Genomic DNA, 26,285 nt, shown 5'->3' on the forward strand with positions numbered 1-26,285 from the left:
GCCGAGCTAGGTTGCTCCCGCTCATCTCGTGGCCGCCATGCGGTCGCAGCATCATGAAGGAGTCACAGCCCGTGGGTCTGCACTGCCTCTACCAGGCAACCGCCTCAGAAGTCGTTGCCGCTCTACAGGAGGGTCAGTTCATCCCGGCAATGAGGAAGAGTTTTCGTGAGACAACGGATCAGGAACCGAACGAGAAAGAGGTCGAGTCCTGGGAGAAGAGCACATCACACCTCGCTCATCTCCTCATGGATGCCGGCCTCGGTGAAGTACAGATGCTTCTTGAACTGCAGCTTCCCATCGCAGATCTTCGCATCGACGCCGTCCTCGTAGGTTCGCAGCCTGGGACCAATCTTATGTCCGTGGTAGTCATCGAGAACAAGCAGTGGTCCAACGGCTACCCGGTGCGCTACCACGAACTCGTCACCCTTTCCGACAAACCAGGATCCCGGTCTTATGTACATCCTGTCAATCAGGCCTGGGGATACCAGCAGGTCCTCAAGGGCTTCGTGCCTCTACTCCGTCGCGCCCAGGTGACGTTCATCGCCAACCTGCACAACGCTGGGGCCGAGACCATTAAACGTATTTCCCTGACTGGTATGCCTGGAGCCGAGTTCCCCACATCACCGGACAAGAACCACGGCCGTATGTTCGGCGGCCACCAGAGGACGAGTTTCATACAGGCCCTCCAGAAAGTCCTGACCCCAGAGAACTCTGAGGAGCACACCCAGGAACTACTGGCAGCCACAGTGCGATCCACAGAACCCTTGATGTCTTCAATCGCCGATGGCCTAGGCGAACGCACGATCTTCCCTTTGGTTGACGAACAGCGTGAAGCCTATGACTACGTGCGAGGCCAGCTGCGGCGGTCTCGAGCCAGTCAGCACAAGGAGGTGATCGTGATCGTCGGTGCTCCAGGCACAGGCAAGAGTGTCATTGCGCTTGAACTCATGCGCTCCTTGAACGCCGACGGAACGACTGCGGTTCACGCCACCGGCAGTCAGGCTTTCACGAAGACACTCAGGAATAACATCGCCAAGACTTCTAGAGCACAGGGACTGGCGTTCAGTTACTTCAACAACTTTACCACAGCCAAAGGAAACAGTTTGGATGTCCTTATTGCCGATGAGGCTCACCGTTTGCGCCGCCGTTCAAAGCAAAAAAGCCCCCGGCCGCAAGTCGTCGAGTTGATCCAAGCGGCCAGAGTTCCAGTCTTCCTGTTGGACAATCACCAGAGCATTCGTTCCAACGAAGTCGGTTCCGTGAAACTCATCCGCTGGGCTGCACAGAAGCTCGGCCTGGAAGTGCATCAGATCGACCTCCGACACCAGTTCCGATGCGGGGGTTCCCCTGAGTACATCGACTGGATCGACCGCCTCCTCGGACTCGCCCCCGACCAGCCTCCTGCGCCATGGCCAAACCTGAAGAACTTCGAACTGCGTGTAGCGCCCGATCCCGCTGCCATGGAATTTTTCCTGAATCAGAGAATGCAGGAAGGATTCGGTACACGAATCGCCGCCGGCTTCTGCTGGCCTTGGAGCAAACCCAGTTCTCAAGGTCTCAAGAACGACATCGTCATCGGAGACTGGAAACGGCCCTGGAACTCGTCGTCGGACCGCTATCTGGGGCAAATTCCCCCCTCATTCCTCTGGGCCACCGATGCGGGTGGAGTCGATCAGATCGGATGTGTCTACACCGCGCAAGGGTTCGAGTACGACTACGCGGGTGTCCTCTTCGGTGACGATCTCGTGTGGCGGAGAGGACGTTGGCGCACCAACCCCGCGTCCAACCACGACACCCTCATCGACAAGGAGCGCGGCTTCGACCTGACCGTTCGCAAGATCTACCGGATTCTGGCCACCCGAGGTCTCAAGGGGGCTGTTCTGCACTCCACGGATCCGGAGACGAACCGCTACTTCGCAGCCCTCGGTGTCCCGAAACTCGGCTGGGACGGTTCCAGGACCTGAGTCGAGCCAAGTTCCTTTCACCCTCCGTTCTGGTGTGCGGTGTACTTCAACGCGTTCCCTCGAGACTGCTCCACGGGGTAGCGCTCAGCGTTGAGAGCGACCTTCTCCCGTAGGACCTCTTCCAGATCCACGCTCAGCACGTCGGCCAGGCGCAGAAGGTACGAGAACACATCGGCCAGTTCCTGACTCACCGCTGCTGCATGCTCCGGATCGTCCATGACCTGCGCAGCCTGCTCGGGCGTCAGCCACTGGAACTCGGCCGCCAGTTCACCCACCTCACCCGACAGAGCCATGACCAGATTCTTGGGGTTGTGGAACTGTTCCCACTCCCGGTCCTCGGCGAAGTCGGCGAGCATGGTCTGCAACGAAGAGATTCCCATGTCTGACAGATACCAGGTTCTTGACGTCGTTCGCACGGCGCTGACGGGTCACCGACCACCGTTGTATGCCGACCGAGCGCTTCTCCGCGGCCTGAGGCCGCCCCTGGGACAGGCGCTACACGTCACAGACGGTGGTCTGCTTGGTCGGTGCCGTGCGGTACAACGTTCCCCGTACCTGCACACGCTCTCCTGTGAGGCCACATGCCTTCCTTCGTCTTCGTGTATGTCCCCACCAAGTACCCCTCGCCGGAGAACTACCAGATCGGCAAGGACAAGCTCATCTGGGGATGGAAGGACGATGCGCTCAACCAGACGATGAAGGGCCAGCCGCACAGTGCCCGCGATGTCGTTGCCTCCCTCAGCTCCCAAGACCACATGGTCTTCGGCCACCGTGTCCCCCTGGGGCCGCGTGGTAACAAGGGGAAGGACCCGCTCAGTGTCTCCTTCGGGCACGTGATGATGACCCGCGTGACCAAGCCCCTGTACCAGGGCACGATTCCCGTCTGGACCGACGAGCAGGAACAGGGCCTGATCATCTATCCCAACCGGATCGAATTCGAGATCCTTTGGGATGAGGAGGACATGGTCGGAGCTTCCCTCGGTCCTGAAGTCGTGGCGGCCCTTCTGCAGTCCGGGAACAACCAAGGTGCGCCCATCACCGTGGGCTCGGAGGCACTCGCCTTCACCGGCTTCACCGGTCAAGCCGAGGTCGAGCCCATCGAAGAACCGGAACCGGTCGAGCCTGAGGTCGTCTCACAGCCCGACCCGAAGAAGGCCGGACTGATCGACTTCAAGAAGGCCGAAGTCGACAGCAAGGCATGGAAGAAGGTTCGTAAGGAGCAGCGGGACCTCAAGAAGGGCAAGTTCGGTGCCGCAAAGTACCTCGACTGTGCGTTGTGCGGGCGCACCCTGCCTGCGACCGTGGTACGCGCGGCCCACATCAAGGCACGGAAGTACTGCCAGTTGGAGGAATACCTCCAGCTCGCGAACATCATGCCTGCGTGTGCCCTCGGGTGTGACGAACTCTTCGAGCACGGCTACGTCTACGTCGACGAGGAAGGCTTCGTGCGCACCGCTCCGTCCAGTGCGGACACGCCCGAGCTGGCTCAAGCGGCAAAGGCTCTCGATGGAAGGGCGTGTTCAGCGATGAGCCCGCACAGCAAGGATTTCTACGCCTTCCATCGCGCCAAGGCGTTGGGAAAGGCGTAGGAAAGACACCACTGCTACCGCGGCCCTGAGGCTCCCGCTCTCCTGACACGTTCCTCACGGGTTCCCCGCACCCATCCTCCGACCCGTGTGGGTGAAGAACCGTCCTACCCGCTGCGGCATCGCTAGCCTGGGCCAGTACCTCTCGCGGCCCGACAGGCTTCCTGCCCCGTAGGACACGCCTCCACCCGCACGAGTTCCTCTTTCGTGCTGCTCTGGAGTCTGTTTTGACGGCTTTCCGCCGATCCGCCGCGTCCCTGTCCCATTTCTCGCCCCTCGAGGAAGAACTCGGTCAGCTACTCGCCGAGCACTTGCGGTACGCGACCGGTCGCTCCCCCAGCCCCGCCGAGGTCCGCTCCTGGAACCGCAGCCTGCCCGCACTCGCCACCGACCTGGTCGACGCGGGGCTGGGCGATGTCGAGGTGCTCATGGAGTACCGTCTGCCGCTCTCCGACAAGCGCGTGGACGTGGTGCTCGCCGGCCACCACCCGGAGACCGACGACGACAGCTACGTGGTCGTGGAGCTCAAGCAGTGGAGCGAGGCCGAGTCGTGGGAGGAGGACCCGACCATGGTGCTGGTCCCCCACCAGCCCGGCGGACCGAAGCTCCACCCCGTCCTGCAGGTGCGCGACTACTGCTCCTACATCGGCGACTTCGTCTCCTCGGTCACCGATCCCGAGAAGCAGATCCGCGGCGCCGCCTACCTGCACAACGCCTATGACCCGGCCATCCGTGACCTCTTCGACCTGCCGCAGGACGGCAACGGCCGGCTCTTCACCGCCCAGCGGCGCGGCGAGTTTCTCGACTTCCTCCGCAGCAGGCTCGCCCCGCGGCCCGGCGCCGATGCCGCGGACAGGCTTCTGAGCGGAAAGATCCGCCCCAGTAAGCAGCTGATGAAGGTCGCCGCGGCCGAGGTCAAGGAGCGCACGCAGTTCACGCTGCTGGACGAACAGCACACAGCATTCCGGATGGTCATGCACGCGGTGGAACGCGCCCACGAGGAGGACCGCAAGACTGCGGTGATCATCAGCGGCGGCCCGGGGAGCGGCAAGAGCGTGATCGCTCTGTCCCTGCTGGGCGAGCTCTCCCGCAAGGGGATCAGCACCATGCACGCGACGGGTTCTCGCGCCTTCACCACGACCATGCGCAAGGTGGCGGGCAAGCGGAGTCCACGGGTGCAGGAGCTGTTCAAGTACTTCAACAGCTTCATGGAGGCCTCGAAGAACCAGTTCGAGGTCCTGATCTGCGACGAGTCGCACCGCATCCGCGAGACCTCGGCCAACAGGTACACGAAGGCCGCACTGCGCACCGGCAGGTCACAGGTGGAGGAGCTGCTCTCCGCGGCGAGGGTGCCCGTCTTCCTCCTGGACGAACACCAGGTCGTGCGACCCGGGGAGATGGGCACGGTGGAGACCATCCGCCGGCACGCGGAGGACATGGGCCTTGGCGTCCAGCAGGTCGACCTGTCCGGGCAGTTCCGGTGCGGTGGCAGCGCCCTCTACGAGCAGTGGGTTCTCCGCCTCCTCGGACTGGTTCCGGGCGGTCCGGTTCCCTGGGAGGGGGACGAGAACTTCGTCCTGAGCACAGCGTCATCCCCCGTCGAGATGGACGACGCCCTGCGTCCCACCCTGGAGCAGGGGTACACCGCACGGCTGAGCGCCGGGTACTGCTGGACTTGGAGCAAGGCCGAGAAGGACCGTCCCCTGGAGAACGACGTCCGTATCGGCGACTGGGAACGTCCGTGGAACAGCCGCCTGGACCGATGGCTTCCAGGGGTGCCCCCGAGCGCCCTGTGGGCGACCGAGGAGGGCGGATTCGACCAGGTGGGATGTGTGTACACGGCGCAGGGGTTCGAGTACGACTGGTCCGGTGTGATCCTCGGGCCGGACCTGCTCTTCCGGGATGGTCGCCTGGTCATCGACCGCATGGCCAACAAGGATCCCGCCATGGGGAAGAAGACGACGGACACCGAGGCGGAGGCCCTCATCCGCAACACCTACAAGGTGCTGCTCACACGGGGTATGCGGGGCACAGTCCTGTACTCGACGGACCCCGAGACGCAGGAGTTCCTGACCGGGCTGACCGCGAAGGCGGGCTGAGCGCGGTCGCGGAGGGCCCCGGGGTCCGTCGGCCGGACGATCGGGCCGCCGACGGCCCCCGGCGCGCACCGGGGCCGGGAACGGCTACCAGCCGGCTGCGGGCGCCAGTTCGCGCAGTCCCGGCCGGGCCGCGTCGAGCACCGTCGTGAACCACACGGAGAACGGGTCCGCGCCCACGAGCTTCGCCAGCTCCTCCGGGTCGGCGAAGGCGGTCTCGGCGATCTCGTCGGGGTCGGGGCTCAGAACGCCGTCCACCAGGCCCACGAACAGGTGGTTGAACTCCTGCTCGACCAGCCCGGAGTCCGGGTCCGGGTGGTGGTAGCGCACGGTGCCGGCCTCGCGCATCAGCGCGGGCGCCACGCCCAGCTCCTCGCCGACGCGGCGGGCCGCGGCCGCGAACGGCGGCTCGCCGGGGTAGGGGTGGCCGCAGCAGGTATTCGACCACACACCGGGCGAGTGGTACTTGCCCAGGGCGCGGCGCTGGAGCAGGAGCCGGCCGTGCTCGTCGAGGAGGAAGACGGAGAAGGCGCGGTGGAGCCGTCCGGGGGCCAGGTGCGCGGAGAGCTTCTCGGCCGTGCCGATGGTCGTCCCCGCCTCGTCGACCAGTTCGAGCATGATCCGGCCGTCGGGGCGGTCTCCGGGCGGGACGGTGGCGGCGGTTCCGGGGCGGCCGGCGGCGGGGTGCGTGCTCATGTGGATCCTTCGGTCGGGCGGACGGGAAGGGGTGACGGGCCCGCGTCGCGGGCCCGTCGTCCCCGTCCGCGGTTGCGGTGCCCGGGCTGTGGGCTACGGGGGGTCTGGAAGATCGGTACGGGCGCTCGGTGCGAGACCGGCGAGCGCCCGCGCGCCGGGCCTGGGGTCAGACCTTGTCGGCGGCGATGAGCAGGTAGTGGAAGCTGCCCTCCTTGTAGGCGGTCAGGAACGGGTCCTCCACGCCGGTGGCGACCGAGGACTGGGCGCGCAGCTCCCAGTAGGGGATCGTGTCGGCGGTGAGGTCCACGACGCTGATGGGGACGAGGTTGTTGGCCGCCATCGCCTTGAAGTAGGCGCTGCGGGGGTGCACGTTGCACGTGTAGTGCTCGTCGATGCGGCTGACCGCCTTGGAGCGTCCGCCGGTCACGTCGTTGTAGCAGCCGGTGATGGTGACGTAGCGGCCGCCGTACCGGAGCAGGCGGGCGTGCTCGCTGAAGAGCTCGTAGAGGTCGACGTACATGGTCGACTCGTTGTTCCAGCTGGCGCGCATGGACCCCGTCTCGAAGCCGGTGTCCAGCATGTTGCGGAAGTGGAAGCGGACCTTGTCGTCCACGCCCCGGTCGCGCGCCTGCTCGTTGGAGAAGTCGACCTGCTGCTGGGAGATCGAGACGCCGTCCACGTAGCAGCCGAACCGCTGGTTGGCCATGAAGCTGGTACCGCCCCGGCCGGAGCCGGTGTCCTGGATGCGGTCCTCGGGCCTGATGTCGCCGAGGTGGTCGATGAGCACCTGGGCCTGGGCGGACTCCAGGCGGTGCAGTTCCTCGATGATGCGCGCCTCGCGGGTCTCCTCCGGCCCCTGCAGGACGGAGGGGTCGTAGTCGCCGATCCCGTAGTGGTGGTGGAAGAAGCCGTCGACCTCGCCCAGGCGGATGTTGACGGGGTCCTTCTCCGCGTTCCAGTACGCGGCGACGGACTTCTGGTAGTCGGTGCGCAGCACGTTGTCCGAGGAGGGCATGGTGGTGGTCATCGCGTGTACTCCTTGTGGTGGTTTCCGGAGGCGGCCCGGGCAGGGCCCGGGCCGCGGTGGTGACGTGCAGGGGGCCGTGATCCCCCTCAGGCGGTGCCCGTCCCGTGGTAGCGGGCGGTGCGGGCGTGCCATTCGCGGCTGCCGCCGCACCAGGCCCACACGCCTGCCAGGAACCGGCGCAGCTCGGGTGAGCCGGTGAGGGCGAGGGCGGAGGCCTCCGCCTCGTAGGTGTGCATCAGCTCGTCGTGGAGCACGACGGTGCGCTCGATCGCCTCGCGCTCGGAGCACCCGTCCTCGGTGGCGATCAGCCGGGGGACGCTGAAGTCGGAGGGGTCCTCCTTGCCCATCGAGTACAGGTCGTTGACGATCACGGTCGCCGATCCGGCCAGGGTGAACACGCGGCGCACCCTGGGGTCGGAGAACTCCTCCGCGGGGAGCTCGTAGCCGGCGACGGCGTCGATGAGCGCCATGCAGGGCACGAAGCTGTTCTCGTGCCGGTGCATGAGGAACTCCCAGACCGGCGGCCGCTGCCCCGTCGCCGCCCAGACGCCCTCCTGGTTGTAGGCCACGAACATGATGGCCAGCTCGTGCCGGAGCCTGCGCACCTGGGCGGACGAGGCGTAGCGGGCGAGGTTCTTCAGGCTGGAGCGCAGGGCGACCATCACCGGGTCGCCCTGGACGACCTCCTCCAGCTGGGGCGCGTAGCTCAGCGGGAGGTGGGCCTGGTCGATCACCGAGTGGGCGATGGCCAGGCGCTGCCCGAGCAGCTCGGGCTGCGCCTCCTCGACCTCGCCGTCGACGTAGTGGTCGTCCACGGACCACTCCGCCAGGGCGCACTTGGCCGCCGCCAGCAGGCGGTCGGGGTCGTCCGTCTCGGGGTGGGCGAGCATGATGAGGCGTCCGAACCCGGCCGACCGGACACGGTCGAGCTGGCCGGGGTAGACCCCCACCTCCGCGGCCCACTCGACGAGCCGGTCGTCGACCTCGTCGCCCAGGGCGGGGTCGTCGCGGAGGGCCGGCGGGCAGTACAGCACGGGCACGGCGGACGCGCTGTCCGCTGGCGGGCGTCGGGACTCCGCCGGGCGGGCGGTGTCCGGAGACGGCCCGCCCCCGTGGGAGCCGAAGCTCCCGGCGCCGGGCGGCGTCGCGGGGATCCGCGGGACGGTCCGCGCTCCGACGCCGGTGCGGCCCGGAGCCGGAATCCCGAGGGGAACCGCGGCGCGCTGCCGGGCGGGCGGGGCCGGGAGCCGGATCGTGGCCGCCGAGACGCCGAGCCCCGTGGGCCCGCCGGGGAGGCGCGGAGCGGCGGGTCCCTCCGGCACGCCTTCCTGCGGTGCCGGTACCGCCGGGGGCGCCAGCAGGTCCGGTCTTCCGGGTCGGTTGGAGTCGCGGAGCAGGGCGTCCACCAGGTCCGCCGCCTTGTGTGTGGCGGTGGAGGCGGACATCCGGGCCATCAGTGACACCGTCTCAGTCCTCCTTCCCTGACAGTGTCGGGCGCTCAGGCACGGGGCCGGACCTCGGCGTTCTCCAGGATGCCGATGGCGTCGGGGACCAGGACCGCGGCGGAGAAGTAGGTGCTGACGAGGTAGGAGATGATCGCCTTGTCGTCGATGCCCATGAACCGGGCGTTGAGGCCGGGCTCGACCTCGTCGGGGAGGCCGGTCTGGTGGAGCCCGATGACGCCCTCGTTGTCCTCGCCGGTGCGGATGGCGATGATCGACGAGGTGTGGTGCTCCGAGACCGGGATCTTGCCGCACGGCAGGAGCGGCACGCCGCGCCAGGCGGGGAGGTGGTGGCCGTTGACGTCGACCGTGCCGATGTTCAGCCCCCGCTTGTTGCACTCCTTGCCGAAGGCGGCGATGGCCCTGGGGTGGGCGAACATGTACTGGGTGTTGCGGCGCATGCTCAGCAGGTCGTCGAGGTCGTCCGGGGTGGGCGGGCCCTCGTGGGTCTGGATGCGCTGCTTGAAGTCGGCGTTGTGGAGCAGGCCGAAGTCGCGGTTGTTGACCAGCTCGGACTCCTGGCGCTCGCGGAGCGCCTCGATGGTCAGCCGCAGCTGCTGCTCGGTCTGGTTCATCGGCTTGTTGTAGAGGTCCGCGACCCTGGTGTGCACCCGGAGCACGGTCTGGGCCACGCTCAGCTCGTACTCGCGGGGCTTGAGCTCGTAGTCCACGAAGGTGCCGGGCAGCTCGGTCTCGCCGACGTGGCCGGAGGACAGGGCGATCTCGGCCTCGCCGTGCTTGTTCTGCCGGTGTTCGGGAACGGACAGGAAGTGCTGGACCTGCGCCTGGAGGCTGGGCGAGTCGTCCAGGAGGGCGATGAACTCGCGACGGGGCAGCGCCAGCAGGACACCGGAGGACGCCGCCTTGACGGTGAAGTCCCAGACCGGGTCGGTGTCGAGGAGGTAGCGGTCCCCGAACTTGTCGCCGTCGGCCAGGACGCCGAGGCGGTTGACCTCGCCGTAGTGGCCGTTGCTGGTCTTGTGCACGCGACCGTGCGCCAGGAGGTAGAGGTGGTCGGCCGGGGTCCCCTCCTGCGCCAGTACCTGCCCGGCTTCGAACTCCTGCTGGACGAAGCGCCCGGCCAGGGCCTGCAGCACCTCCATGTCCTCGTAGCCGCGCAGCACGGGGAGCTCGCCGAGCTCTGCCGGGATGACGCGGACCTCGGAGCCGGTCTGCTCGAAGTCGATCCGGCCGTCGCCGATGGTGTAGGTCAGGCGCCGGTTGACCCGGTAGGCGCCGCCGTCGGCCTGGACCCACGGGAGCATCTTCAGCAGCCAGCGGGAGCTGATGCCCTGCATCTGCGGCACGGACTTGGTGGTGGTGGCGAGGTTGCGCGCCGCTGCGGTCGCAAGGCTCCGCTGCTCGCTGGTTCGTACCTCGGGGGCTGAGTCGATCGACATCCGCGGAGTCTCTCCTCGTGGTGGTCGTTGTACCCGTCCCGTGGGTCCTCGGGGGAGCCCACGGGACGGGCGAGGGGAAGGAGGGTTGGCTGAACGCCTACGTGAGTCGCCCGACCCTGGTGGCCCCAGAGCCCGCGTCCCGTAAACCGCTGATCACCCTAGGAGAGCGCCGCCGGACATCGCAGCGGAATCGCGTTTTTCCCACTCCGAACAGGGGTTACCAAAACCCACTGCCCATGCTCGACCTTTCATGAAGAACCCGAGAGAATCCTCCGTTCTCCCCCTTCGACCCCAGTTCAAACCACCCCCGTAACGTGACAAAGGATGACGAAAAACCCCACAGTATTGACCGCACCATACGCAAGGCACAGCCATCCCTTTTGACCGAAAGGCGATGACATAACACGACATGAACTCCTCTTGAAAAAGAGGGCCCCGGCGCGTCCTCCGAACTCCAAAGGTGGTGTTTTCGGACAACCGGTTACAGCTTCCCGTGTGTTCCCAAAGCGGATGCCCGTACGGACGGAGCGGCGCCGGACCCGCCGCAGGGGCCGGGTCAGGGACCTGGCTAGGATCGGCCGCGACTGCGTCTCTCCCTCCGGGCCCTGGGGCCCGGCCCACGAGGAGACCGGCCGGTCCCGGAGCGGGCCGGAACACGACAAGCGAAGAGTGGGCATGTCCGGCTACCTGCGTTTCCTGCACTCGAACCGGCGGTGGCTCCTCGGCGGGTTCGCGCTCTTCCTCATGTCCTCCTTCGGACAGACCTTCTTCGTCTCGCTGTCCGCCGGCGACATCCGGGCGGAGTACGGCCTCTCCCACGGGGAGTTCGGCTCGCTCTTCATGTTCGCGACCCTGGCGAGCGCTCTGGCCCTGACGCAGATCGGTTCGGTCGTCGACCGCTTCGGCACGGCGGGGGTCGTCCTGGGGGTCTTCGCGTTCCTGGCCGCGGGCGCGGCGGCGATGGCACTGTCGTCACACGTCGCCGCCCTCTTCGTGGCGCTGTTCCTCCTGCGCCTGTTCGGCCAGGGGATGATGACGCACACCTCGTTCACGCTCATGGGCCGGTGGTTCGGCCGCGAGCGGGGACGCGCCACCTCGGTGGCGACGCTGGGACTGAACACCGGAGAAGCGCTCCTGCCCCTGGCCGTGGTTGCACTCGCCGCCCTGGCCGGATGGCGCGGGACCTGGTGGGCGGCCGCGGTGCTCCTGCTCGTCCTCGTCTGGCCGGTCACGGCGCTCATGAGCGCCGAGCGCGAACCCGACCCCGTGCTGGAGGGAGGCCGGGAGCTGCGGGCACGGGACTGGACCCGCCGCCAGGCCCTGCGCGACCCCTGCTTCTACCTGGTCGCGGCGGCGATGGCTGCTCCCGCCCTGATCGGCAACACCGTGTTCTTCCACCAGGTGTACCTGGTGGAGTCACGCGGGTGGGCGCCAGCCGCGTTCGCCGCGGCGTTCACCGTGTACGCGGTGACCACCGTCGTGTTCAACCTGGTCGGAGGACAGCTGGTCGACCGGTTCAGCGCGATGCGGCTGGTGCCCGTCTACCTGCTGCCGCTCGGGTTCGGCCTGGTCGTGCTGGCCTCGGTGGCCGGCCAGTGGGGCGCGTTCGCCTTCATGGCGCTGTACGGCGTCACCAACGGCCTCTCCCTGAGCCTGTTCGGCGCGGTGTGGCCGGAGGTCTACGGGACCGCGCACCTGGGCTCGATCCGGTCGGTGGTCGTGGCGGTCCTGGTGTTCGCCTCCGCCGCCGGTCCCGGTATGGCGGGTCTGCTCATCGACGCGGGGGTCCCCTACCCCGCCCAGCTGGCCGCGCTGGGCGGCTACTGCCTCGCAATGTCCGCGGTGATGGCCAGGGCCGTCCCGCTGTTGCGGACCCGTGTGCTCTCGCAGAGCGTTCCCGCGGACTGACGCCCGGCCCCGTGTGGCGACGCTCAGGTGTTGCGGGCCGGACCGTAGAACCCGTCCCCCTATCGGGGGCCGACGAGTGATGAGGGCCCCGGGGCCCCCTTCGGGGGACAGAGCGTTCGCTCCCCTGGCACCTTCTCTTCCGAAGGTGGCCGTATCCGGCCATGCCTCCCGGACCAGGCAACACGTCGGCGGCCTCCCGCTCAGGACGTGCGCCTCACACCCGATCGTCACAGGGGTCGCGCAGGATGGGGCCCATGGAACGCTGTGATTTCTGCGAACTCCCCATCGGCGGCGGCTGCGCCTGCTCCCTCGGCAAGGACGACGGGACCGCTCGGACCCGTACCGGCACCGTGGCGGCGGGCTCCGTCTTCCCCGCCGGCGCCGTCCTCGTCTCACCGCGTGGCGTGGCCCACCGCCCTGGCTGCATGCACCAGAACGACAACGAGGTCACGGCACCGCAGTGGGGGTGGATCCCCGAACCCGACCCTCAGCTGTGGAGACGCATCAGCGAGGGGAGCCCCGCTCAGGCCACGCACGGTAACACGGCGCGAGTCGCCACGCGCCGCTGCCAGAGCTGCGACGTCTGAGTCGCACAGGCCGGCCTGCAGCGTCTCGACAGCGGACTTCTCATCCGATGGCCGCAGGTTCGAATCCTGCCGGGTGCGCCACAAAACCCCAGTTCAAACGGGGTTCACGAGGATCTCGGAAGAGGTCCTCGTCGTCGTTCGGGGCCTGAAATACTCCCCGTGTGCTCCCCAGTACAAGGTCCGGTACAGGTGGACGAGGACCTCACGGAGCATTTTGCCATCCCGTGACGCTACGGGCACCGAGCCGGGACGGCCCGCGTCCGCCCACCAACGCCCCATAGCCGCCCCGACGCCCGCCCGGGCCGCCATGTACGCCGTAGGGCCCCACAGGCCGCGCACGGCCGTTAAGGTTTTCGGCGCCCACCAACCAGAGCCCGGAACCCGAGACCATCGGAATGACGGCATTTTGCTAGTCGGAATCAGGATCGCACCACTTATCCTTCATCTTCTCCCACCGTGCCACTTCTTCTCCCCCTCCCACAGCGAAGAGAAGCAGAGACACTAAGGACGCTTTGTATTCGTCACCGTATTCGCGGATCCAGGCTGCAGCATCTGCATCCTTTCCCTGCTGCATGAGCGCTACTGCAAGCCATTCAATAACTGGAACGGCGCTGGCGACCGCCCTGCGGAGCCAGGGCTCTGATTCCGCAGGACGTCCACATTCAACCAACATAACTCCGAGCGCGGCAGCGGCATTCTCATCTCCATTCCCAGTGGCCTTCAGGAGCCATTCCTCGGCTTCATCAAAACGCCCTTGCTCCTGGAGTAATGATCCGAGGTCAACCATAGCGGAGTCTAGGCCGTGATCGATGGCCTCTCGATACCATTGCTCGGACAGATCAGGACGCCCTTGGTCGGCGAGCATGCGGCCGTATCCATAGAGCGCCAGCGGGTCACCCGAGAGAGCGGATTTTCGGTACCAGCTCAGGGCCTCCTCGGTCCGCCCCTGCTCACGGAGCAGGCTGTAGAGACCGTTCATGGCAAACCGGTCGTTGTGGTCGACAGCCTTGCGCAGCCACTCCTCCGCCTCATCGGCGTTCCCCTGCATCCGGAGTGCATGGCCGAGCTCTCTCATAGCACCGATACTCCCGGCGGCCACGGCCCTGCGGGACCACTCCTCGGCCTCCCGGAAGCGCCCGGAACGCCGCTCCCAATGAATCAGGAGTCTCATTGCCCCGACATGCCCCGTGTCGGCTAAGGAGCGCGACCCTGAGTACGCGAATTCGCGGTTTCCCAAGCGGTCGGCCGCTGAAAGGACGCGGATGTGTTCACCGGTGTCCGAGGCATAGTCGAGCGCCGCCTGCCAGGCGGCCTCGGGAATCGAAGTGTCGGCGGCCTCGACCAGGTAGTCGAAGGGACGCCATCCCCCCTTGCCTCCTCCGTACTCAGGTACCAACAGGCCGCTGGCCCCCAGACGGATCTTCCGTGCCCAGTCCCAGGCTTCGTCGAGCGGCTCGGGATGCAGTGCCGCTGCGTCGGTCAGGTAGGCGGTGTGGACCCGCCAGATCAGTTCCCGGGTGAGCACCGTTCGCAGATCGGTGCGCGCGAGGTCGATGGCTGCGGCGACCATGGCATGGCCACGGGGGTGCCCGCCCCGCCCGGTGTGCCGCCGGGCGCGACGCCATTCAGCCAGCAGGTCTGGACCTGCGGCTAGGTACTCGGCGATACCGTGCACCCCGTGGTTTGCTGCAGCCTCGCGCAACCGCTGGTCAGGTGTTTCTCCGGCGCACCGGACCTCTTCAGGTGACCACACACGGTCGAGCTCCACGATGTCGATCCGCCGGAGCAGGCGGGCTTCGTCCGCGCCCTCGTTCATCTCGCCCAGTGCGTCGCCGGATGCATCCAGGTAGGCGTCGTAGTGTTCACTGCGCATGGTGGCGGCCACGACGGTCCGCGCAGCGGTGAGCACCCTCAGCACGCTTTCGGTGAGCCCCTTCTCATCACGCCCTAGGTAGCGGTCGAGGTCGTCGAGCCATAGGACCCAGCGCTCGCCTTCCCCTTCAGGTGGTGTGGTCTTCATGCGGTCGGCCAGAGCAGGGAGGTCGGTGTCTGGGAACGGTGCGACCAGGTGTCGTTCGGGCACCGTCTGTTGCAGGGCGTGCAGTAGGGCACGGGACTTGCCTGCGGTGGAGTCGCCTACCAGCAGCACGGCGCCTCCCCCCTCCGCCGCCGTGCGCACACGTCGCCGGATCAGCTCGTCAGCGTCGCGTGGCACGTACGGGGGCAGGTCCGAGTCGTCGGTACCGGGGCGGGCAGCATGTACGCCCAGTCGGCGGGGCAGGGCTTCGCGGACCGGCACCGCGGTGGACAGGACCGCTTCCATATCCGTGGAAGGGGCCGGGACTGAGTGACGCTCGGCGCTGATACGGATTCCGCCGATGACGGTGCCGACCTGCACTGCGGTCCCGGTCACGTCACCATCGATCCTGCTACTCACTCCGCCCTGGCCCCCAGTGGTGCTCGGAGGGGGCTTCGGGTGGCTCAGTGCTCGGTGGACCAGCCCTATCCCCGACCCCAGAACCACAAGGAAGCAGACCCCCCACACCAGGGCAGCGCTTCCGTTCTGGGAGAAACCACCTGCGACCCAGACCACTGATCCGATGTCGGCAACGAATGTGGAGGTCTCGGCGAGATACGACGAAAGCGGGTCCGGCGACATGAAGCTGATTGTGTACGTTCGCTGCCTTCATGTACAGGCGCAGGAATTGGAGGAACCATTCCCCACGGTCCACACGCGGCCAGAGGACCTTTGATCCGAGGGGATGGCACCCTCGGGCATGAGGAAACCCCAGGCCAGGGCGGGTGAACCCACATCCTGGCCCGGGGTTACTGGGGCCGTGTCGCTCCGGGTGCGCTCTCCGGTCCGGCTACGACACCGGAGCCTTCACAGGAACCGGCGCGCCGCACAGAAGCGACGCGGTGGCCTCGGCCGCCGCTTTCGCGACGTCGGGGAACACCGTTTGGTAGGTGTCCTGAGTGAAGTGGACGGTCGCGTGCCCCAGTTCGTTGGAGACGACCTTCACGTCCGTCCCCGCGGCCAGCGCGAGCGAGGCAGCCCCATGGCGCAGCCCGTGCAGCGTGATCGGCGGCAACCCCGCCGCACGGGAGATGCGCAGGAACCAGTCACTGACCTGCGCCGGATGCCACTCCGACCCGTCCTGACGGGTGAACGCCAACCCCGTGTGCGTCCACTCCTTTCCCGTTTGGAGTTTGGCCTCCAGTTGGAAGCGCCGCCATGTGCGCAGGACCTTGATCGTGTCCCGGTCAAAGTGATGCTGCGCTGCCCGGCCACGCTCTTCGGCGTCGTCATCACCGTCTCCCACGCCAACTGGACCACCTGAACACGGATGTCGATCTGCCCGTCCGTCAACCGAGTGTTAGACCACTGTCTTGTTCCGGGTGTGATGGAGGCTCTGGCATGTACCGGGTGGCATGTCCTGAGTTTTGTGGAGCCGTGTTTCTGGATTCTCAGGCCACGCCGCAACGGTCGGCACCGTTTCCCGGATGCGCACCCCGGCACCGATGCGGCGCTTGACCTCCTCCACCTCGAGGAGGCGGTGGCGGCCCCGTAGTGCGGCCTGGACAAGGTCGGCGATCTGAACCTCGACGTCTGGTTCTTCCTCACGGGGGCACGGAACAGGATGCCGTTGACGATGCGGCGGTGGTCGGCCTACTTCTTGCCCTTGCGCGGGTTCGGGGGCATGAGCAGGACAAGCAAGGGTCGGTCGCCCTGTGGCGAACCCGGCAGTGGCCGTGTCCGGACGCGGTCAAGGTATGTCCTATATGCTCAATTTTTCCTTGTTTGATCTCTTCTTGATTTGTTGCAAAGAGTCGGCATCCTCGGCAGCAGAGGACACAGAGTGGCTCCAGAACCATCCCCCTCGCCCTCTTCCCCCGCGTCGTCTTCGGATGGCGAGGCGAGCTCGCCCGCGATCCGGACCGGGCCAGAACGATCCACGGTGGTCTTCGTCCTGGTCTCGGTGGCGTTCTCCGCCGCCCTGTTCGTGGAATACCGCTCCGAGGAGCCGGCTCTCATCGACGCTCTTGGGCCGTCGGCCGTGGGCGGCTTGCTGTTGTACTGGGCGCTCGCCGCTCTGCGCAGGCGCAGGCGGGCGAAAAGGGGCCAGGACACGGCGGCGGCCCGGCCCAAGGACTGGCTCGCGCGTGTGATGGACGCGCAGGCCGCAGCCGAGCAGGAGAGGAAGCAGGAGGCGCGGGAGCACGCACGGACGCGGATCCACACGCCCACAGAGGCCGAGACATTCGTGGCGAAGTGGCTGCGGAGCCAGGGTTTCCGGGGCGCCCGGGCCACGCCTCCGTCGGGTGACGCGGGGATCGATGTCACCGCATCGGGTATCTCCGCTCAGGTCAAACGTTACGACTCCAAAGGCGTTGGGCGCCCTGAGGTGCAACAGCTGGTCGGCGCGGCCCGGGTCGGTGACGTGGCCGTGTTCTTCACCTCCTCGCGTTACACGGACGCCGCCGTCGAGTACGCCGACCAACGCGGTGTCGCCCTGTTCGCGTTCGATTTCACGGGGGGTTACCCGGTGCGCGTGGTGAATAGAACCGCGGAGCGGCTGCTCCGCGGTCGCGGGCACGAGTAGGACCGGTCCGGTCGTCCCGGTCGGCCCCGGTCCTTGCTCGACGCCGGTGACGACGTGGTCGAGGTCAACACACCCCACCCCCACACCAGAGCCCGTAGAGGCAAGGCCGATGCGATCGATGCCGAAGCAGCGGCACGCAAAGTGCTGTCTGGAGAAGCCACCGCCAGGCCCAATAGCACGAACGGCACCGTCGAATCAATCAGACTGCTCTCCCTGGGGCGCAACTCCGCGGTGAAGGCCCGATCAGCTGCAAAACACACTGGCCACCGCACCCGCACCGGTGCCCGAACAGATCACCGCGCGTGGCGGGCTCGGTAAAACGTCCCAGTGCGCCGGGCTCCGCCCCGATACCACCCGACTGCATGAGCCGGTTCAGGCCACGAAAATGGCTGCGAGCTATAGCCAGGCGTGTGCACGACCCGGACGAGGAGATCACCGCCGTCCAGACCCACCTGGACCGGTTGGTGGCCAGGACGGCTCCCACGCTGGTCTCCCGGGTCCACCAGGGCCGGGAAGAGCCGGCCACGCCGCGCGAGCACCCGGGCAACACCCGTCCGAACCCCGTTCAAGGTTCGCGCAAGGAACGCGCAAGGCGCCGCTGGAAGATTGCTTACATGCTCGCGAACAGGCGGTAGACCACGGCGTCTCCTGTGCCCGTCCACACGGCCGCAGGTCCCGTGGAGAGAGTGAGGAGTTGCCCTGATGGAGGCCATCCCCCCGGCGCGCTTCAGCGCCCGCCACCTCCGACCCGCCTCAGGACGCCCGGGGGTCGCGCACGCCGGGGACGGTCGGCGGCGTCACCCGGCCAGCCAGGACACCGCGGCCTCGACCGCGGCCAGCTGGCGGTCCGGTCGGTCACCCTCGGACAGCCTCGCGCACCCCGCCCACAGTCCGTCGACGGTCACCAGGAGCAGCTCGGCGACGGCCTCCGGGTCCTTCACGGAGGACAGCTCGCCCTCGACGCGCGCGTGCTCCAGGGCCCGCAGGAAGCCGGCGCGGAGCCTGTCGTCCAGCACCGAGAGCACCTCCCCGAACGCGGGGTCGACCACGGCGCGCGCGTAGAGGACGTTCCAGGCCCGCACCTGGGCCAGCCGCCGCTCGTCGGTGGGCAGCAGATCCACGAGCACCTGTCGCAGGACCTCCGGAAAAGCAGGACGCCCGACCCCGTCCTGGAAGACCCCGAAGCACGCAGTGATCTCGTCCGCGATCACCTGGAAAGCGAAGTGGAGCAGCTCCTCCTTGGTGCCGAACTCTCTCTGGACCGCACCCGCCGATAACTGCGCCTCCGCTGCGACAGCGCGAATACTGACCCCCTCCACACCCTTCTCGGCGGCGATCCTGTACAGCGCGTCGACGATCCGGCGGCGTCTTTCCTCTTTGTCCACAACTTTTGGCATCCGCCCATCATGGCACAGCGGAGCGGATTATCAATACACCCGCAAGAGCACATTGACATCAGGCCCACGGAATCGAATCCACGAAGTCACGGAGAGTAAAGTCCGACTGTCACGAAGCCTGTCACCTGCGAGAGCGCCGCTGATACACGCGACAAAGTAATTCATTCCACGGCAATGCTCATACCGACCGCGACGACCGCGAGGCGATCTGTGACCACCCCAGTCATTCATGTGAAGGACATAACGAAAACGTACGGAGAGGGGCAGGCCTCCTCCTCCGCGCTCAGAAACGTCTCGCTGACGGTCGCCGAAGGCGAATGGGTGTCGATCATGGGGCCCTCCGGGTGCGGAAAGTCGACGTTGCTGAACTGCGCCTCCGGTTTGGACGGTATCGACGGCGGCACGGTGCTCGTCGAGGGCGAGGACATCCACGCCCTCTCCGAGCGCAAGCGGACCGTCCGGCGCGCGCGCCGGATGGGGTTCGTCTTCCAGGGGTACAACCTGATCCCGGTGCTCTCGGCGCTGGAGAACGTGGAGATGCCGCTGCTCCTCGGCGGGGCCCGTCCCGGCAACGCGCGTTCCAGGGCGCTCTCCGCCCTGGAGCGGGTGGGCCTGGCCGACCGCTCCCGCCACCTCCCCTCCCAGTTGAGCGGCGGCCAGCAGCAGCGTGTGGCGATCGCCCGCGGGATCGTGCACGATCCGGCCATCGTGTGGGCGGACGAGCCGACCGGCGCCCTGGACTCCGCCTCGACCTCGGAGGTGCTGCGCCTGCTGCGCGAGCTCCACGCCGACGGCCTCACGCTGATCATGGTCACGCACGACCCCGACGTGGCCGCCTACGGGGACCGCGAGGTCCACATGGCCGACGGCCGGGTGGACCGCGTCGAGGACAACTCCGCGCGCCCGGCCTCCGGCCCCTCCGACGCCTCGCCGGGGGTGTGACGGATGAGCGACGCACTCACCCTCGTGGTCGCGGTGGCCTCTCCGCTGCTGCTGATCGCCCTCGTGGCGCTCACCCCGCGAGGCCGGCTGAGCGTGCGCATCGCCATGCGCAACGCCTTCCGCCGGCCGGCCCAGACCCTTCTCGTGGCGTTGGGCCTGTCCCTCGCCGCCCTGCTGTTCTCCGCCTCCTTCACCCTGGAGGCCGCACTCCACCAGGCGATGCGGGCCCAACAGACCGCGGACCTGGGCGGGGTCGACGCGGTCGTGACCCCGGTGGAGGCGGACGACCGGGAGGAGCCGGAGCAGCCGGAGGAGGCGGGGGAGGCCGCCGACACCGGGCCGCCCGCCCTGGACTCCGACGACGTCCGCTCCATCGAGGACGCCCTGGACGAACCCGGCACCACGGTCTCCTCACTGCTCAGCCTCCCCGTCCCCGTGGAGCACGAGCGAACCGAGCGCGGCGAACCGGGGCTCACCGTGGTCGGGGCCGCGAACAACGACGACGCGGTCCGGCTCGTGGACTCGTCGGGCGAACCGCTGGCACGCGACGGCCTCCGCGAGGACGACATCCTGCTCAGCGCAGCCGCCTCCCGCGACCTGCGCGCGGAACGCGGGGACGTCCTCACCGTCGCCGGCCGCACCATGCGCGTCGTCGGCGTGTACGAGACCGGCGCCCCTCTGGCGCCTCCCGCCTCCGCGGTCGTGTCCCTGCGCGAGCTCCAGGAGATCGCCGACCTGCCCGGCCGGGTCAACGCCGTCACCCTGGCCTACGACCGCGAGGTCACCTGGGAGGAACGGGAGGACCCCGTCCACGGCGAACTGTCCTCCCTAGCCCGCGCCAACGACTGGGAGGCCGAGCCCCTGCGCGCCTCCGCGCACGAGAGCGCGGACCGCCTCACGACCGAGCTGTCGACCCTGTTCCTGCTGTTCAGCCAGCTGTCCATGGTGGCGGGCGTGCTCCTGATCGTCCTCGTCGTGATGATGCTGGCCGGCGAGCGCCACGCGGAGTTCGGCGTTCTGCGGGCCATGGGCATGAAACGCGGGCGGCTCGCCTTCGTCCTGGCCCTCGAAGGACTGGGGTACGCGGTCCTGGCGTCCGCGGCCGGAACCCTCCTGGGCTGGGCGGTCGGGGCGGGCGCGTCGCGTGTGCTCAGCGACCGGGTCACGGACCCGGCCCTGCCTCCGCCGCGCCTGGAGTTCGGGTTCGACCCCGTGGCCATGGCCACCGCCTACCTCATCGGCGTGGGCGTCATCGCGGTGGTCTTCGCGCTCGTGGCCCTGCGGGCCTCGAAGGTGGACATCGTTGCGGCGCTGCGCGGGGCCGAGGCTCCGCCCCGGTCCCGGCGCCGGGCCGTGGTCCTGCCGGTCCTGGCCCTGCTCGCCGGACTCGCGACCGCGGCCCTGGGCGTGCGGAACGGGACCGCGACCGAGACGCTCACCGGGCTCACCCTGGTGTGCGGGGCGCTGGGCGCCGGGCTTCCGCGCCTGCGGGTCCCGCAGCGCCTCGCCCACTCCGCGGGGGCGGTGGCGGTCATCGTCCTGTGGTCGCTGCCGAGCGAGCTGTTCGGCGAGACCGGGTCCGGCATCACGATCTTCTTCCTCTCCGGCATCGCCCTGGTGGGCGCGGGCGTCTGGCTGTTCGTGTCCAACGACGACCTCGTGCAGCGGGCCCTGCGGCGCCTCCTGGCGCCGCTGCCGAGGATGACCTCGGTCGTCCCCATCGCGGTGGCCTACTCAGTCCGGAACCGGCTCCGTTCGGGGATGACGATCGCGATGCTGAGCATCGTGGTCCTGACGATCACCCTCAGCGGCTTCGTCACCGCGGCCGTCAACCAGATCTACGCCGACCACCGGTCGGTGACGGGCGGGTTCGACCTCCAGGCGTCCTGGGTCTCCCCGGGCGGGGCGCCCCCGGATCTTCGCGGCGTGTTCGAGGAGAGCCCGCACATCGACACCTCGGAGGTGGGCCGGATCGGCGGGTACGCCGACGCCTCCGTGCGGGCCCGCCAGATCGACGCCGAGGCGGGCGCCGAGGAGGTCGGGGTCTGGGGGGCCGACGAGGACTACCTCCTCGGCAACCGCTACCCGGTCTTCCTCCGGGCCCCGGGCCTGGACTCCTCCGAGGAGGTCTGGGACGAGCTGCGCCGCTCCCCGAACACCGCCGTCGTCTCCGGGACCATGATCCCCAGCGACTCGGCGGCCTTCGTGGGCGGCGGGAGCGACCTGGAGCTGGAGGGCGTGGACGTCCTGGACGAGGAGCTGCCGGGGGACCTGCGCCTGGAGGTGGCCGGTCCCGACGGCGGCACCACCACGCTGCGCGTCATCGGGGTCGTGGACCGCAGCGCCGAGTACCTCGGGGACGTCGTGACCTCGACCGAGGGGCTGGCCAGGATCACCGGCGAGGACGCCTCCCCCACGCACTGGTTCGTCGCCGCCGACGACCGTGAGGAGGTCGGGGAGGTCGCGCTCGCCGCCCGGCGCGCCCTGCTGGACCACGGGGTCACGGTCACGCCGCTCCAGGAGGAGGTGGAGTTCCGCGCCTCCTCCAACGGGGTCGTGCAGTGGCTGCTGATGGCCTTCATGGGCTTCGGGCTCGTCGTCGGGTGCTCGGCCCTGGGCGTGGTGAGCATCAGGTCGATCACCGAGCGCCGCAACCAGATCGGGGTGCTGCGGGCCATCGGCATGCAGCGCTCGGGGATCCGTCGGCTCTTCCTCATCGAGTCGCTGGTGGTCACCGTGAGCGGCATCGCGCTCGGCGTGGGGCTGGGCTTCGCCGTGTCCCCCGGCCTCGTGGACTCGCTGCGGGTCGATCTGCCGGGGGTGACCTACACGGTCCCCGTGGCCGTGCTCGTCGTGATCATCGGGGCCACCCTCGTGTTCTCCACGCTGGTGTCCGTGCTCGCGTCGCGGCGCGCGGGCGACGTCCCACCCGCGGAGGCGCTCCGTGACCGGACCTGAGACCCGGCCGGTCCCCCTGCGCCGCAACCGGTCCTTCCGCATCCTGTGGACCGGCCAGTTCGTCGCGCAGTTCGGTCCCGGGATGGGAGCCGTGGCCTACCCCCTCATCCTCCTGGACTCGGGGGGCACCCCGGCCCTGGTCGGCACGGTGACCTTCGCCCTGGGGGCCGCCGCCGTCGCGGCCAGGCTTCCCGGCGGAGCCGCGGCCGACCGGGTCGACCGGCGCGCCCTGATGATCGGCGCGCAGGGGTCCCGGGCGCTGGCGATGGGGTTCCTGGTCCTGGTGCTGGTCGTGGTCGGCGACTCCACGCTGCTGCTGTGGGCGGTGGTGGCGGTGGCACTGGTCGACGTGGTGGGGCACGAGGGCTACCGCTTCGCCGAACGGGCGGCGCTGCGGCACATCGTGCCCCCCTCGCAGCTGTCCGCCGCGGTGGGCCAGAACGAGGCGCGCAACCAGATCGCGTCGATCCTCGGGCCGGTCGCGGGCGGGTGGCTGATGGCGGTGTCGCGGGTCCTGCCGTTCGGCGCCGCCGCCGCGGGCCACGCGGTCGCGGCGATCGGGCTGGTGTTCGTCCGGGAGAGGTTGCAGGGTCCCCGCGAGCCGGCGGCGTCCGTGGAGGGGCCGCGGCACCGGCGCTGGACGGAGGCGTTCTCCTGGATCGGGGAGCGCCCCCCGCTCCAGGTCCTGTTGCTCGCCGGCGCCGCCCCGAACCTGGTGATCAACGGGGTGATGCTGACGGTCGTCATGGTCGGCGCCGACGCGGGGGTCGGGAGCGCGGCGATCGGCGCCGTGCTGGGCACGGTCGGCCTCGGGGGGATCTGCGGGGCGCTGGGGGCCTCCGCCCTCCTCCGGCGCTTCTCCCCCAGGACCCTGGTCCTGGTCACCCTCTGGGTGCTCCCCCTGACGGTGGTGGCGGCCATCCCGCTCGTCGACCACTGGAGCGTGGTGTTCCCCCTGGCCGTGGCCGTGGCCATGGCCCCCTTGCTCTCCATCATCCTCGGCACCTACCAGCTGCTGACCACACCCGACCGCCTCCAGGCCCGGGTGGGCAGCGCGTGCACGTTCATCTCCGGGGTGGTGGCACCGCTCGGTCCGCTGGTGGCCGGGTTCGGTGTGCAGTACACCGGCACCCCTCTGCTGTTCTCGGGTTTCGCCCTGCTCCTGCTCGGCGTGGCCGCGCTCGTCACCGCGCTGCCCGCCACCCGTGAGCTGACCTCCTTCCCCCGACAGCCGGACCGCCCGGCTGGGAAGTCCTCCGACGAAGCGCCCCCCAGCGCGAAGGAAGCGCCATGAGACCAGATGAGAACATCTCGACCACCTCCGGCAACACCCTGCTGAACAAGGTCCCCGTCGGCATCCTGGGCGTGGGCTCCTACGTGCCCGGGGTGGTCGTCACCAACGAGGACCTGGGCCGCCACCTGGACACGAGCGACGAGTGGATCGTGTCCAGGACGGGCATCCGGGAGCGCCGCTTCCTGCCCGAGGGCGAGAACACGTCCGACATGTGCGTGGCCGCGGCGCTGCGCGCCCTGGAGGACTCCGGGACGGGCGCCGACGAGATCGACTGCGTCATCGTCGCGACGTTCACCTTCGACCAGCTGCTCCCCTCCACTGCGCTGACGGTGGCGGACCGGATCGGCGCGCGCGGGGCGGTGTCGCTCGACATGAACCAGGCTGCCTGCTCCGGCGGGCTGTACGGCATGTGGACGGCGGTGCACCTGCTCCAGAACGGCCACTTCCGACGCGTCCTGGTCATCGGGGCCGAGGCCCTGTCCCGCATCACGGACCCGGCGGACCGCACCACCCGGGTGTTCTTCGGGGACGCCGCGGGGGCCGCGGTCCTCGGACCCGTGGAGGAGGGCAGCGGGGTGCTGTCGTGGAGCCTGGGGGGAACGCTGTCCCACGCGGTGGAGGTCCCCGCGGGGGGCGCGCGCGAGCCGTTCGGGCCGGAGGTGGTCGGCGCGGGCCGGCAGTTCCTCCAGATGGACGGGCCCGAGGTGTGGCGGCAGGTCATGACCCAGATCCCCCCGAACATGGAGGAGACCCTGAAGCTGGCGGGCCTCACCGCGGACGAGATCGACCACTTCGTGTTCCACCAGGCCAACAAGAACCTCGTGACCGGGCTGATGGACGCGCTGGGGCAGCCGATGGACAAGGCCGTGACCACCATCGAGGAGTACGGGAACACCGGCGCCGCGACGATCTTCACCGTGCTGGACCGGTTGAGGGGGGACGGGCGCCCCCGACCCGGCGAACACACGGTGTTCGCCGTGATCGGGGCCGGCTTCCTGTGGGGAAGCATGTGCCTGCGCCAGCAGGGCTCAGGCGTCTAGCGCGGTCCCCCGCCCCGCCGGCGCACCTCCCCGGCACCGGAGCAAATCCAGCAGGTCCCCCACACTGCGCAGCCCGTCGAACTCCTCCTCGGACACCTGCGCACCGCACCGTTCCCGGATCAGCAGGCGAATTTCGTACCCGGCGATGGAGTCCACCCCCACATCCTGGAGGAGTTCCTCCCTCCCGGGATGTCCCCCCTCACCGTCAACGGCCTCCCGAATGATTTCCAGGACCATTGTCTCCGTCACGACGGATTCCTTTGTCATCGCCCGCTCCAAGCTTTTCCGACCATGAACAGCAACCAGCAGAAGAATACACACCGAGCCAAAGCTCTCCAGAACGACAGGGGTTTGAAAATGCGCACGACCGAGTCCTACGAAAGCGAAGTGAAGAAGGTCTACGTCGAGCTCTTCGAGATCGACGCCGCGCCGGAGTCCATCGGCGGCGACGAGGAGCTGTTCGGCCCGCAGTGCGTCCACGGCATCGACTCGATGGACGTCCTGCGCTTCCTCGCCGTCCTCCGGAAGCGCTACGACCTGGACGTCTCGGAGATCGCGACCGAGACCTTCCGCACCCCCGCCTCCATCGCGGCGTTCCTCGCGGGGCGCGAGGGGGGCTCCGAGTGAGGGGCGCCCTGGTCAGCGTGTCCGCGATCGAGGACGACGAGTACCCCCTCGTCGCGCAGTGGTTCCGCAAGGGCCTGGTCGGCGCCCTCAGCACCGGCAGCTCCCAGCGGTTCACCAGCACGTCCGGCATCCGCGCGGCCATCGAGTCCGGGCCCGAGAAGTTCGCCATGGTCCGCACCCACGAGGGCGTCCCGGTCGGCCTGGTGCAGTGGCGCCAGCGCAAGTACCCGGGGAGCTACACCGTCGGCGGCGTCATCGGCGACAGCGAGCTGTGGGACTCCGGGTGCGGCGGAGAGGCGTCCTGGCTGCTGGTCCACGAACTGTTCCACGCGCACAACGCGCACCGGATCGAGTTCATCACGGCCGCCTTCAACGCCCGGGTGATCCGGATGCTGGTCAAGTCCGGAATGGTCATCGAAGGGGTCCTCCGCGACTACCTGTTCCTCGACGGCCGGTACCACGACGCGATCGTCACCTCGTACCTGCGGGACGAGTACTACGGCGCGGACGAGAGCGGCATGACCGGCGACGCCTTCTTCGGCGACACCGTGCCGGCCTCGGACAAGGCCGAGGCCCGCGCGCTGCTGCGGGACTACATGCAGAACCGGCGGTTCGACGACATCACCAGGTCCTACACGAAGGAGCCGTGAGAAGCAC

General features: G+C 68.4%; 21 protein-coding genes and 1 pseudogene. 13 read left to right on the forward strand and 9 right to left on the reverse strand.

Going from position 1 to position 26,285, the window contains the following annotated elements:
* Positions 1-71: 71 nt before the first annotated feature.
* Complete coding sequence (locus ACWGL3_RS00250) at positions 72-1,964, forward strand: DUF2075 domain-containing protein (protein ID WP_452460549.1); 1,893 nt, start codon at positions 72-74, stop codon at positions 1,962-1,964.
* A 17-nt stretch (positions 1,965-1,981) separates the two neighbouring features.
* Here the strand turns inward: ACWGL3_RS00250 and ACWGL3_RS00255 are convergent, their stop codons facing one another.
* Positions 1,982-2,344 (reverse strand): nucleotide pyrophosphohydrolase, encoded by a 363-nt coding sequence (locus ACWGL3_RS00255; RefSeq protein WP_452460550.1) that lies wholly within the window; start codon positions 2,342-2,344, stop codon positions 1,982-1,984.
* Positions 2,345-2,545: 201 nt separating this feature from the next.
* Between ACWGL3_RS00255 and ACWGL3_RS00260 the strand changes: the two genes are divergently transcribed.
* Positions 2,546-3,553, forward strand: coding sequence for a hypothetical protein (locus tag ACWGL3_RS00260; protein WP_452460551.1), 1,008 nt, complete (start codon positions 2,546-2,548; stop codon positions 3,551-3,553).
* Between the two features lie 224 nt (positions 3,554-3,777).
* The gene (locus ACWGL3_RS00265) at positions 3,778-5,649 is read left to right on the forward strand and encodes a DNA/RNA helicase domain-containing protein (protein WP_452460552.1); all 1,872 of its coding nucleotides are present in this window, start codon (positions 3,778-3,780) and stop codon (positions 5,647-5,649) included.
* Between the two features lie 84 nt (positions 5,650-5,733).
* On the opposite strand, the gene idi is transcribed toward ACWGL3_RS00265, so the two are convergent.
* From idi to ACWGL3_RS00285, 4 genes are all read right to left on the reverse strand, one after another.
* The gene (gene idi, locus ACWGL3_RS00270; RefSeq protein ID WP_344177779.1) at positions 5,734-6,342 is read right to left on the reverse strand and encodes an isopentenyl-diphosphate Delta-isomerase; all 609 of its coding nucleotides are present in this window, start codon (positions 6,340-6,342) and stop codon (positions 5,734-5,736) included.
* 166 nt (positions 6,343-6,508) lie between these two features.
* Entirely contained in the window at positions 6,509-7,369 is an 861-nt protein-coding gene (locus tag ACWGL3_RS00275) for a geranyl diphosphate 2-C-methyltransferase (protein ID WP_267949360.1), read from the reverse strand.
* An 86-nt stretch (positions 7,370-7,455) separates the two neighbouring features.
* Positions 7,456-8,832, reverse strand: coding sequence for a family 2 encapsulin nanocompartment cargo protein terpene cyclase (locus tag ACWGL3_RS00280; protein ID WP_452460553.1), 1,377 nt, complete (start codon positions 8,830-8,832; stop codon positions 7,456-7,458).
* A 35-nt stretch (positions 8,833-8,867) separates the two neighbouring features.
* Positions 8,868-10,271 carry a family 2B encapsulin nanocompartment shell protein gene (locus ACWGL3_RS00285; RefSeq protein ID WP_452460554.1) on the reverse strand — a complete coding sequence of 468 codons (1,404 nt, stop codon included), beginning with the start codon at positions 10,269-10,271 and terminating at the stop codon, positions 8,868-8,870.
* A 675-nt stretch (positions 10,272-10,946) separates the two neighbouring features.
* Between ACWGL3_RS00285 and ACWGL3_RS00290 the strand changes: the two genes are divergently transcribed.
* Positions 10,947-12,179: an MFS transporter gene (locus ACWGL3_RS00290; RefSeq protein ID WP_452460555.1), complete on the forward strand. Its 1,233-nt coding sequence runs from the start codon at positions 10,947-10,949 to the stop codon at positions 12,177-12,179.
* Positions 12,180-12,433: 254 nt separating this feature from the next.
* Complete coding sequence (locus ACWGL3_RS00295) at positions 12,434-12,766, forward strand: hypothetical protein (RefSeq protein WP_452460556.1); 333 nt, start codon at positions 12,434-12,436, stop codon at positions 12,764-12,766.
* Positions 12,767-13,175: 409 nt separating this feature from the next.
* On the opposite strand, the gene ACWGL3_RS00300 is transcribed toward ACWGL3_RS00295, so the two are convergent.
* Both ACWGL3_RS00300 and ACWGL3_RS00305 read right to left on the reverse strand, forming a co-directional pair.
* On the reverse strand, positions 13,176-15,425 hold the full coding sequence (locus ACWGL3_RS00300) for a tetratricopeptide repeat protein (RefSeq protein WP_452460557.1): 2,250 nt from the start codon (positions 15,423-15,425) through the stop codon (positions 13,176-13,178).
* A 208-nt stretch (positions 15,426-15,633) separates the two neighbouring features.
* Positions 15,634-16,151 (reverse strand): annotated as a pseudogene (locus tag ACWGL3_RS00305) (tyrosine-type recombinase/integrase); the annotation flags it as partial.
* 574 nt (positions 16,152-16,725) lie between these two features.
* On the opposite strand from ACWGL3_RS00305, the gene ACWGL3_RS00310 reads away from it, so the two are divergent.
* Together ACWGL3_RS00310 and ACWGL3_RS00315 are read left to right on the forward strand one after the other, a co-directional pair.
* On the forward strand, positions 16,726-17,370 hold the full coding sequence (locus tag ACWGL3_RS00310) for a restriction endonuclease (protein ID WP_452460558.1): 645 nt from the start codon (positions 16,726-16,728) through the stop codon (positions 17,368-17,370).
* Between the two features lie 410 nt (positions 17,371-17,780).
* On the forward strand, positions 17,781-18,005 hold the full coding sequence (locus ACWGL3_RS00315) for a hypothetical protein (protein ID WP_452460559.1): 225 nt from the start codon (positions 17,781-17,783) through the stop codon (positions 18,003-18,005).
* Positions 18,006-18,167: 162 nt separating this feature from the next.
* On the opposite strand, the gene ACWGL3_RS00320 is transcribed toward ACWGL3_RS00315, so the two are convergent.
* Positions 18,168-18,767, reverse strand: a complete 600-nt coding sequence (locus tag ACWGL3_RS00320) for a TetR/AcrR family transcriptional regulator (protein ID WP_452460560.1) — start codon at positions 18,765-18,767, stop codon at positions 18,168-18,170.
* A 231-nt stretch (positions 18,768-18,998) separates the two neighbouring features.
* Between ACWGL3_RS00320 and ACWGL3_RS00325 the strand changes: the two genes are divergently transcribed.
* Genes ACWGL3_RS00325 through ACWGL3_RS00340 form a run of 4 tightly spaced genes read left to right on the forward strand, consistent with a single transcriptional unit; the run spans position 18,999 to position 25,001 of the window.
* Positions 18,999-19,709: an ABC transporter ATP-binding protein gene (locus tag ACWGL3_RS00325; protein ID WP_412759584.1), complete on the forward strand. Its 711-nt coding sequence runs from the start codon at positions 18,999-19,001 to the stop codon at positions 19,707-19,709.
* A gap of 3 nt (positions 19,710-19,712) precedes the next feature.
* The gene (locus ACWGL3_RS00330; RefSeq protein WP_452460561.1) at positions 19,713-22,667 is read left to right on the forward strand and encodes an ABC transporter permease; all 2,955 of its coding nucleotides are present in this window, start codon (positions 19,713-19,715) and stop codon (positions 22,665-22,667) included.
* Positions 22,654-23,961, forward strand: coding sequence for an MFS transporter (locus ACWGL3_RS00335; protein ID WP_452460562.1), 1,308 nt, complete (start codon positions 22,654-22,656; stop codon positions 23,959-23,961). The genes ACWGL3_RS00330 and ACWGL3_RS00335 overlap by 14 nt, the downstream gene beginning before the upstream one ends.
* Positions 23,958-25,001, forward strand: coding sequence for a 3-oxoacyl-ACP synthase III family protein (locus ACWGL3_RS00340; protein WP_452460563.1), 1,044 nt, complete (start codon positions 23,958-23,960; stop codon positions 24,999-25,001). Before ACWGL3_RS00335 ends, ACWGL3_RS00340 begins: the two co-directional genes overlap by 4 nt.
* Here ACWGL3_RS00340 and ACWGL3_RS00345 read toward each other — a convergent pair.
* Positions 24,990-25,268 (reverse strand): acyl carrier protein, encoded by a 279-nt coding sequence (locus ACWGL3_RS00345; RefSeq protein WP_452460564.1) that lies wholly within the window; start codon positions 25,266-25,268, stop codon positions 24,990-24,992. The genes ACWGL3_RS00340 and ACWGL3_RS00345 overlap by 12 nt on opposite strands.
* 90 nt (positions 25,269-25,358) lie before the next feature.
* On the opposite strand from ACWGL3_RS00345, the gene ACWGL3_RS00350 reads away from it, so the two are divergent.
* Positions 25,359-25,628 carry an acyl carrier protein gene (locus ACWGL3_RS00350; RefSeq protein ID WP_330156283.1) on the forward strand — a complete coding sequence of 90 codons (270 nt, stop codon included), beginning with the start codon at positions 25,359-25,361 and terminating at the stop codon, positions 25,626-25,628.
* The gene (locus ACWGL3_RS00355; RefSeq protein WP_267949344.1) at positions 25,625-26,278 is read left to right on the forward strand and encodes a GNAT family N-acetyltransferase; all 654 of its coding nucleotides are present in this window, start codon (positions 25,625-25,627) and stop codon (positions 26,276-26,278) included. The genes ACWGL3_RS00350 and ACWGL3_RS00355 overlap by 4 nt, the downstream gene beginning before the upstream one ends.
* Positions 26,279-26,285 lie beyond the last annotated feature (7 nt).

It is taken from the genome of Nocardiopsis sp. NPDC055824, from assembly GCF_053616335.1.

Coding starts and splice junctions, on each gene's coding strand:
- ACWGL3_RS00345 (WP_452460564.1), bottom strand. CDS start 25,268: ATGACAAAGGAATCCGTCGTGACGGAGACAATGGTCCTGGAAATCATT.
- ACWGL3_RS00320 (WP_452460560.1), bottom strand. CDS start 18,767: ATGCCAAAAGTTGTGGACAAAGAGGAAAGACGCCGCCGGATCGTCGAC.
- ACWGL3_RS00275 (WP_267949360.1), bottom strand. CDS start 7,369: ATGACCACCACCATGCCCTCCTCGGACAACGTGCTGCGCACCGACTAC.
- idi (WP_344177779.1), bottom strand. CDS start 6,342: ATGAGCACGCACCCCGCCGCCGGCCGCCCCGGAACCGCCGCCACCGTC.
- ACWGL3_RS00290 (WP_452460555.1), top strand. CDS start 10,947: ATGTCCGGCTACCTGCGTTTCCTGCACTCGAACCGGCGGTGGCTCCTC.
- ACWGL3_RS00295 (WP_452460556.1), top strand. CDS start 12,434: ATGGAACGCTGTGATTTCTGCGAACTCCCCATCGGCGGCGGCTGCGCC.
- ACWGL3_RS00260 (WP_452460551.1), top strand. CDS start 2,546: ATGCCTTCCTTCGTCTTCGTGTATGTCCCCACCAAGTACCCCTCGCCG.
- ACWGL3_RS00350 (WP_330156283.1), top strand. CDS start 25,359: ATGCGCACGACCGAGTCCTACGAAAGCGAAGTGAAGAAGGTCTACGTC.
- ACWGL3_RS00330 (WP_452460561.1), top strand. CDS start 19,713: ATGAGCGACGCACTCACCCTCGTGGTCGCGGTGGCCTCTCCGCTGCTG.
- ACWGL3_RS00340 (WP_452460563.1), top strand. CDS start 23,958: ATGAGACCAGATGAGAACATCTCGACCACCTCCGGCAACACCCTGCTG.
- ACWGL3_RS00300 (WP_452460557.1), bottom strand. CDS start 15,425: ATGTCGCCGGACCCGCTTTCGTCGTATCTCGCCGAGACCTCCACATTC.
- ACWGL3_RS00255 (WP_452460550.1), bottom strand. CDS start 2,344: ATGGGAATCTCTTCGTTGCAGACCATGCTCGCCGACTTCGCCGAGGAC.
- ACWGL3_RS00285 (WP_452460554.1), bottom strand. CDS start 10,271: ATGTCGATCGACTCAGCCCCCGAGGTACGAACCAGCGAGCAGCGGAGC.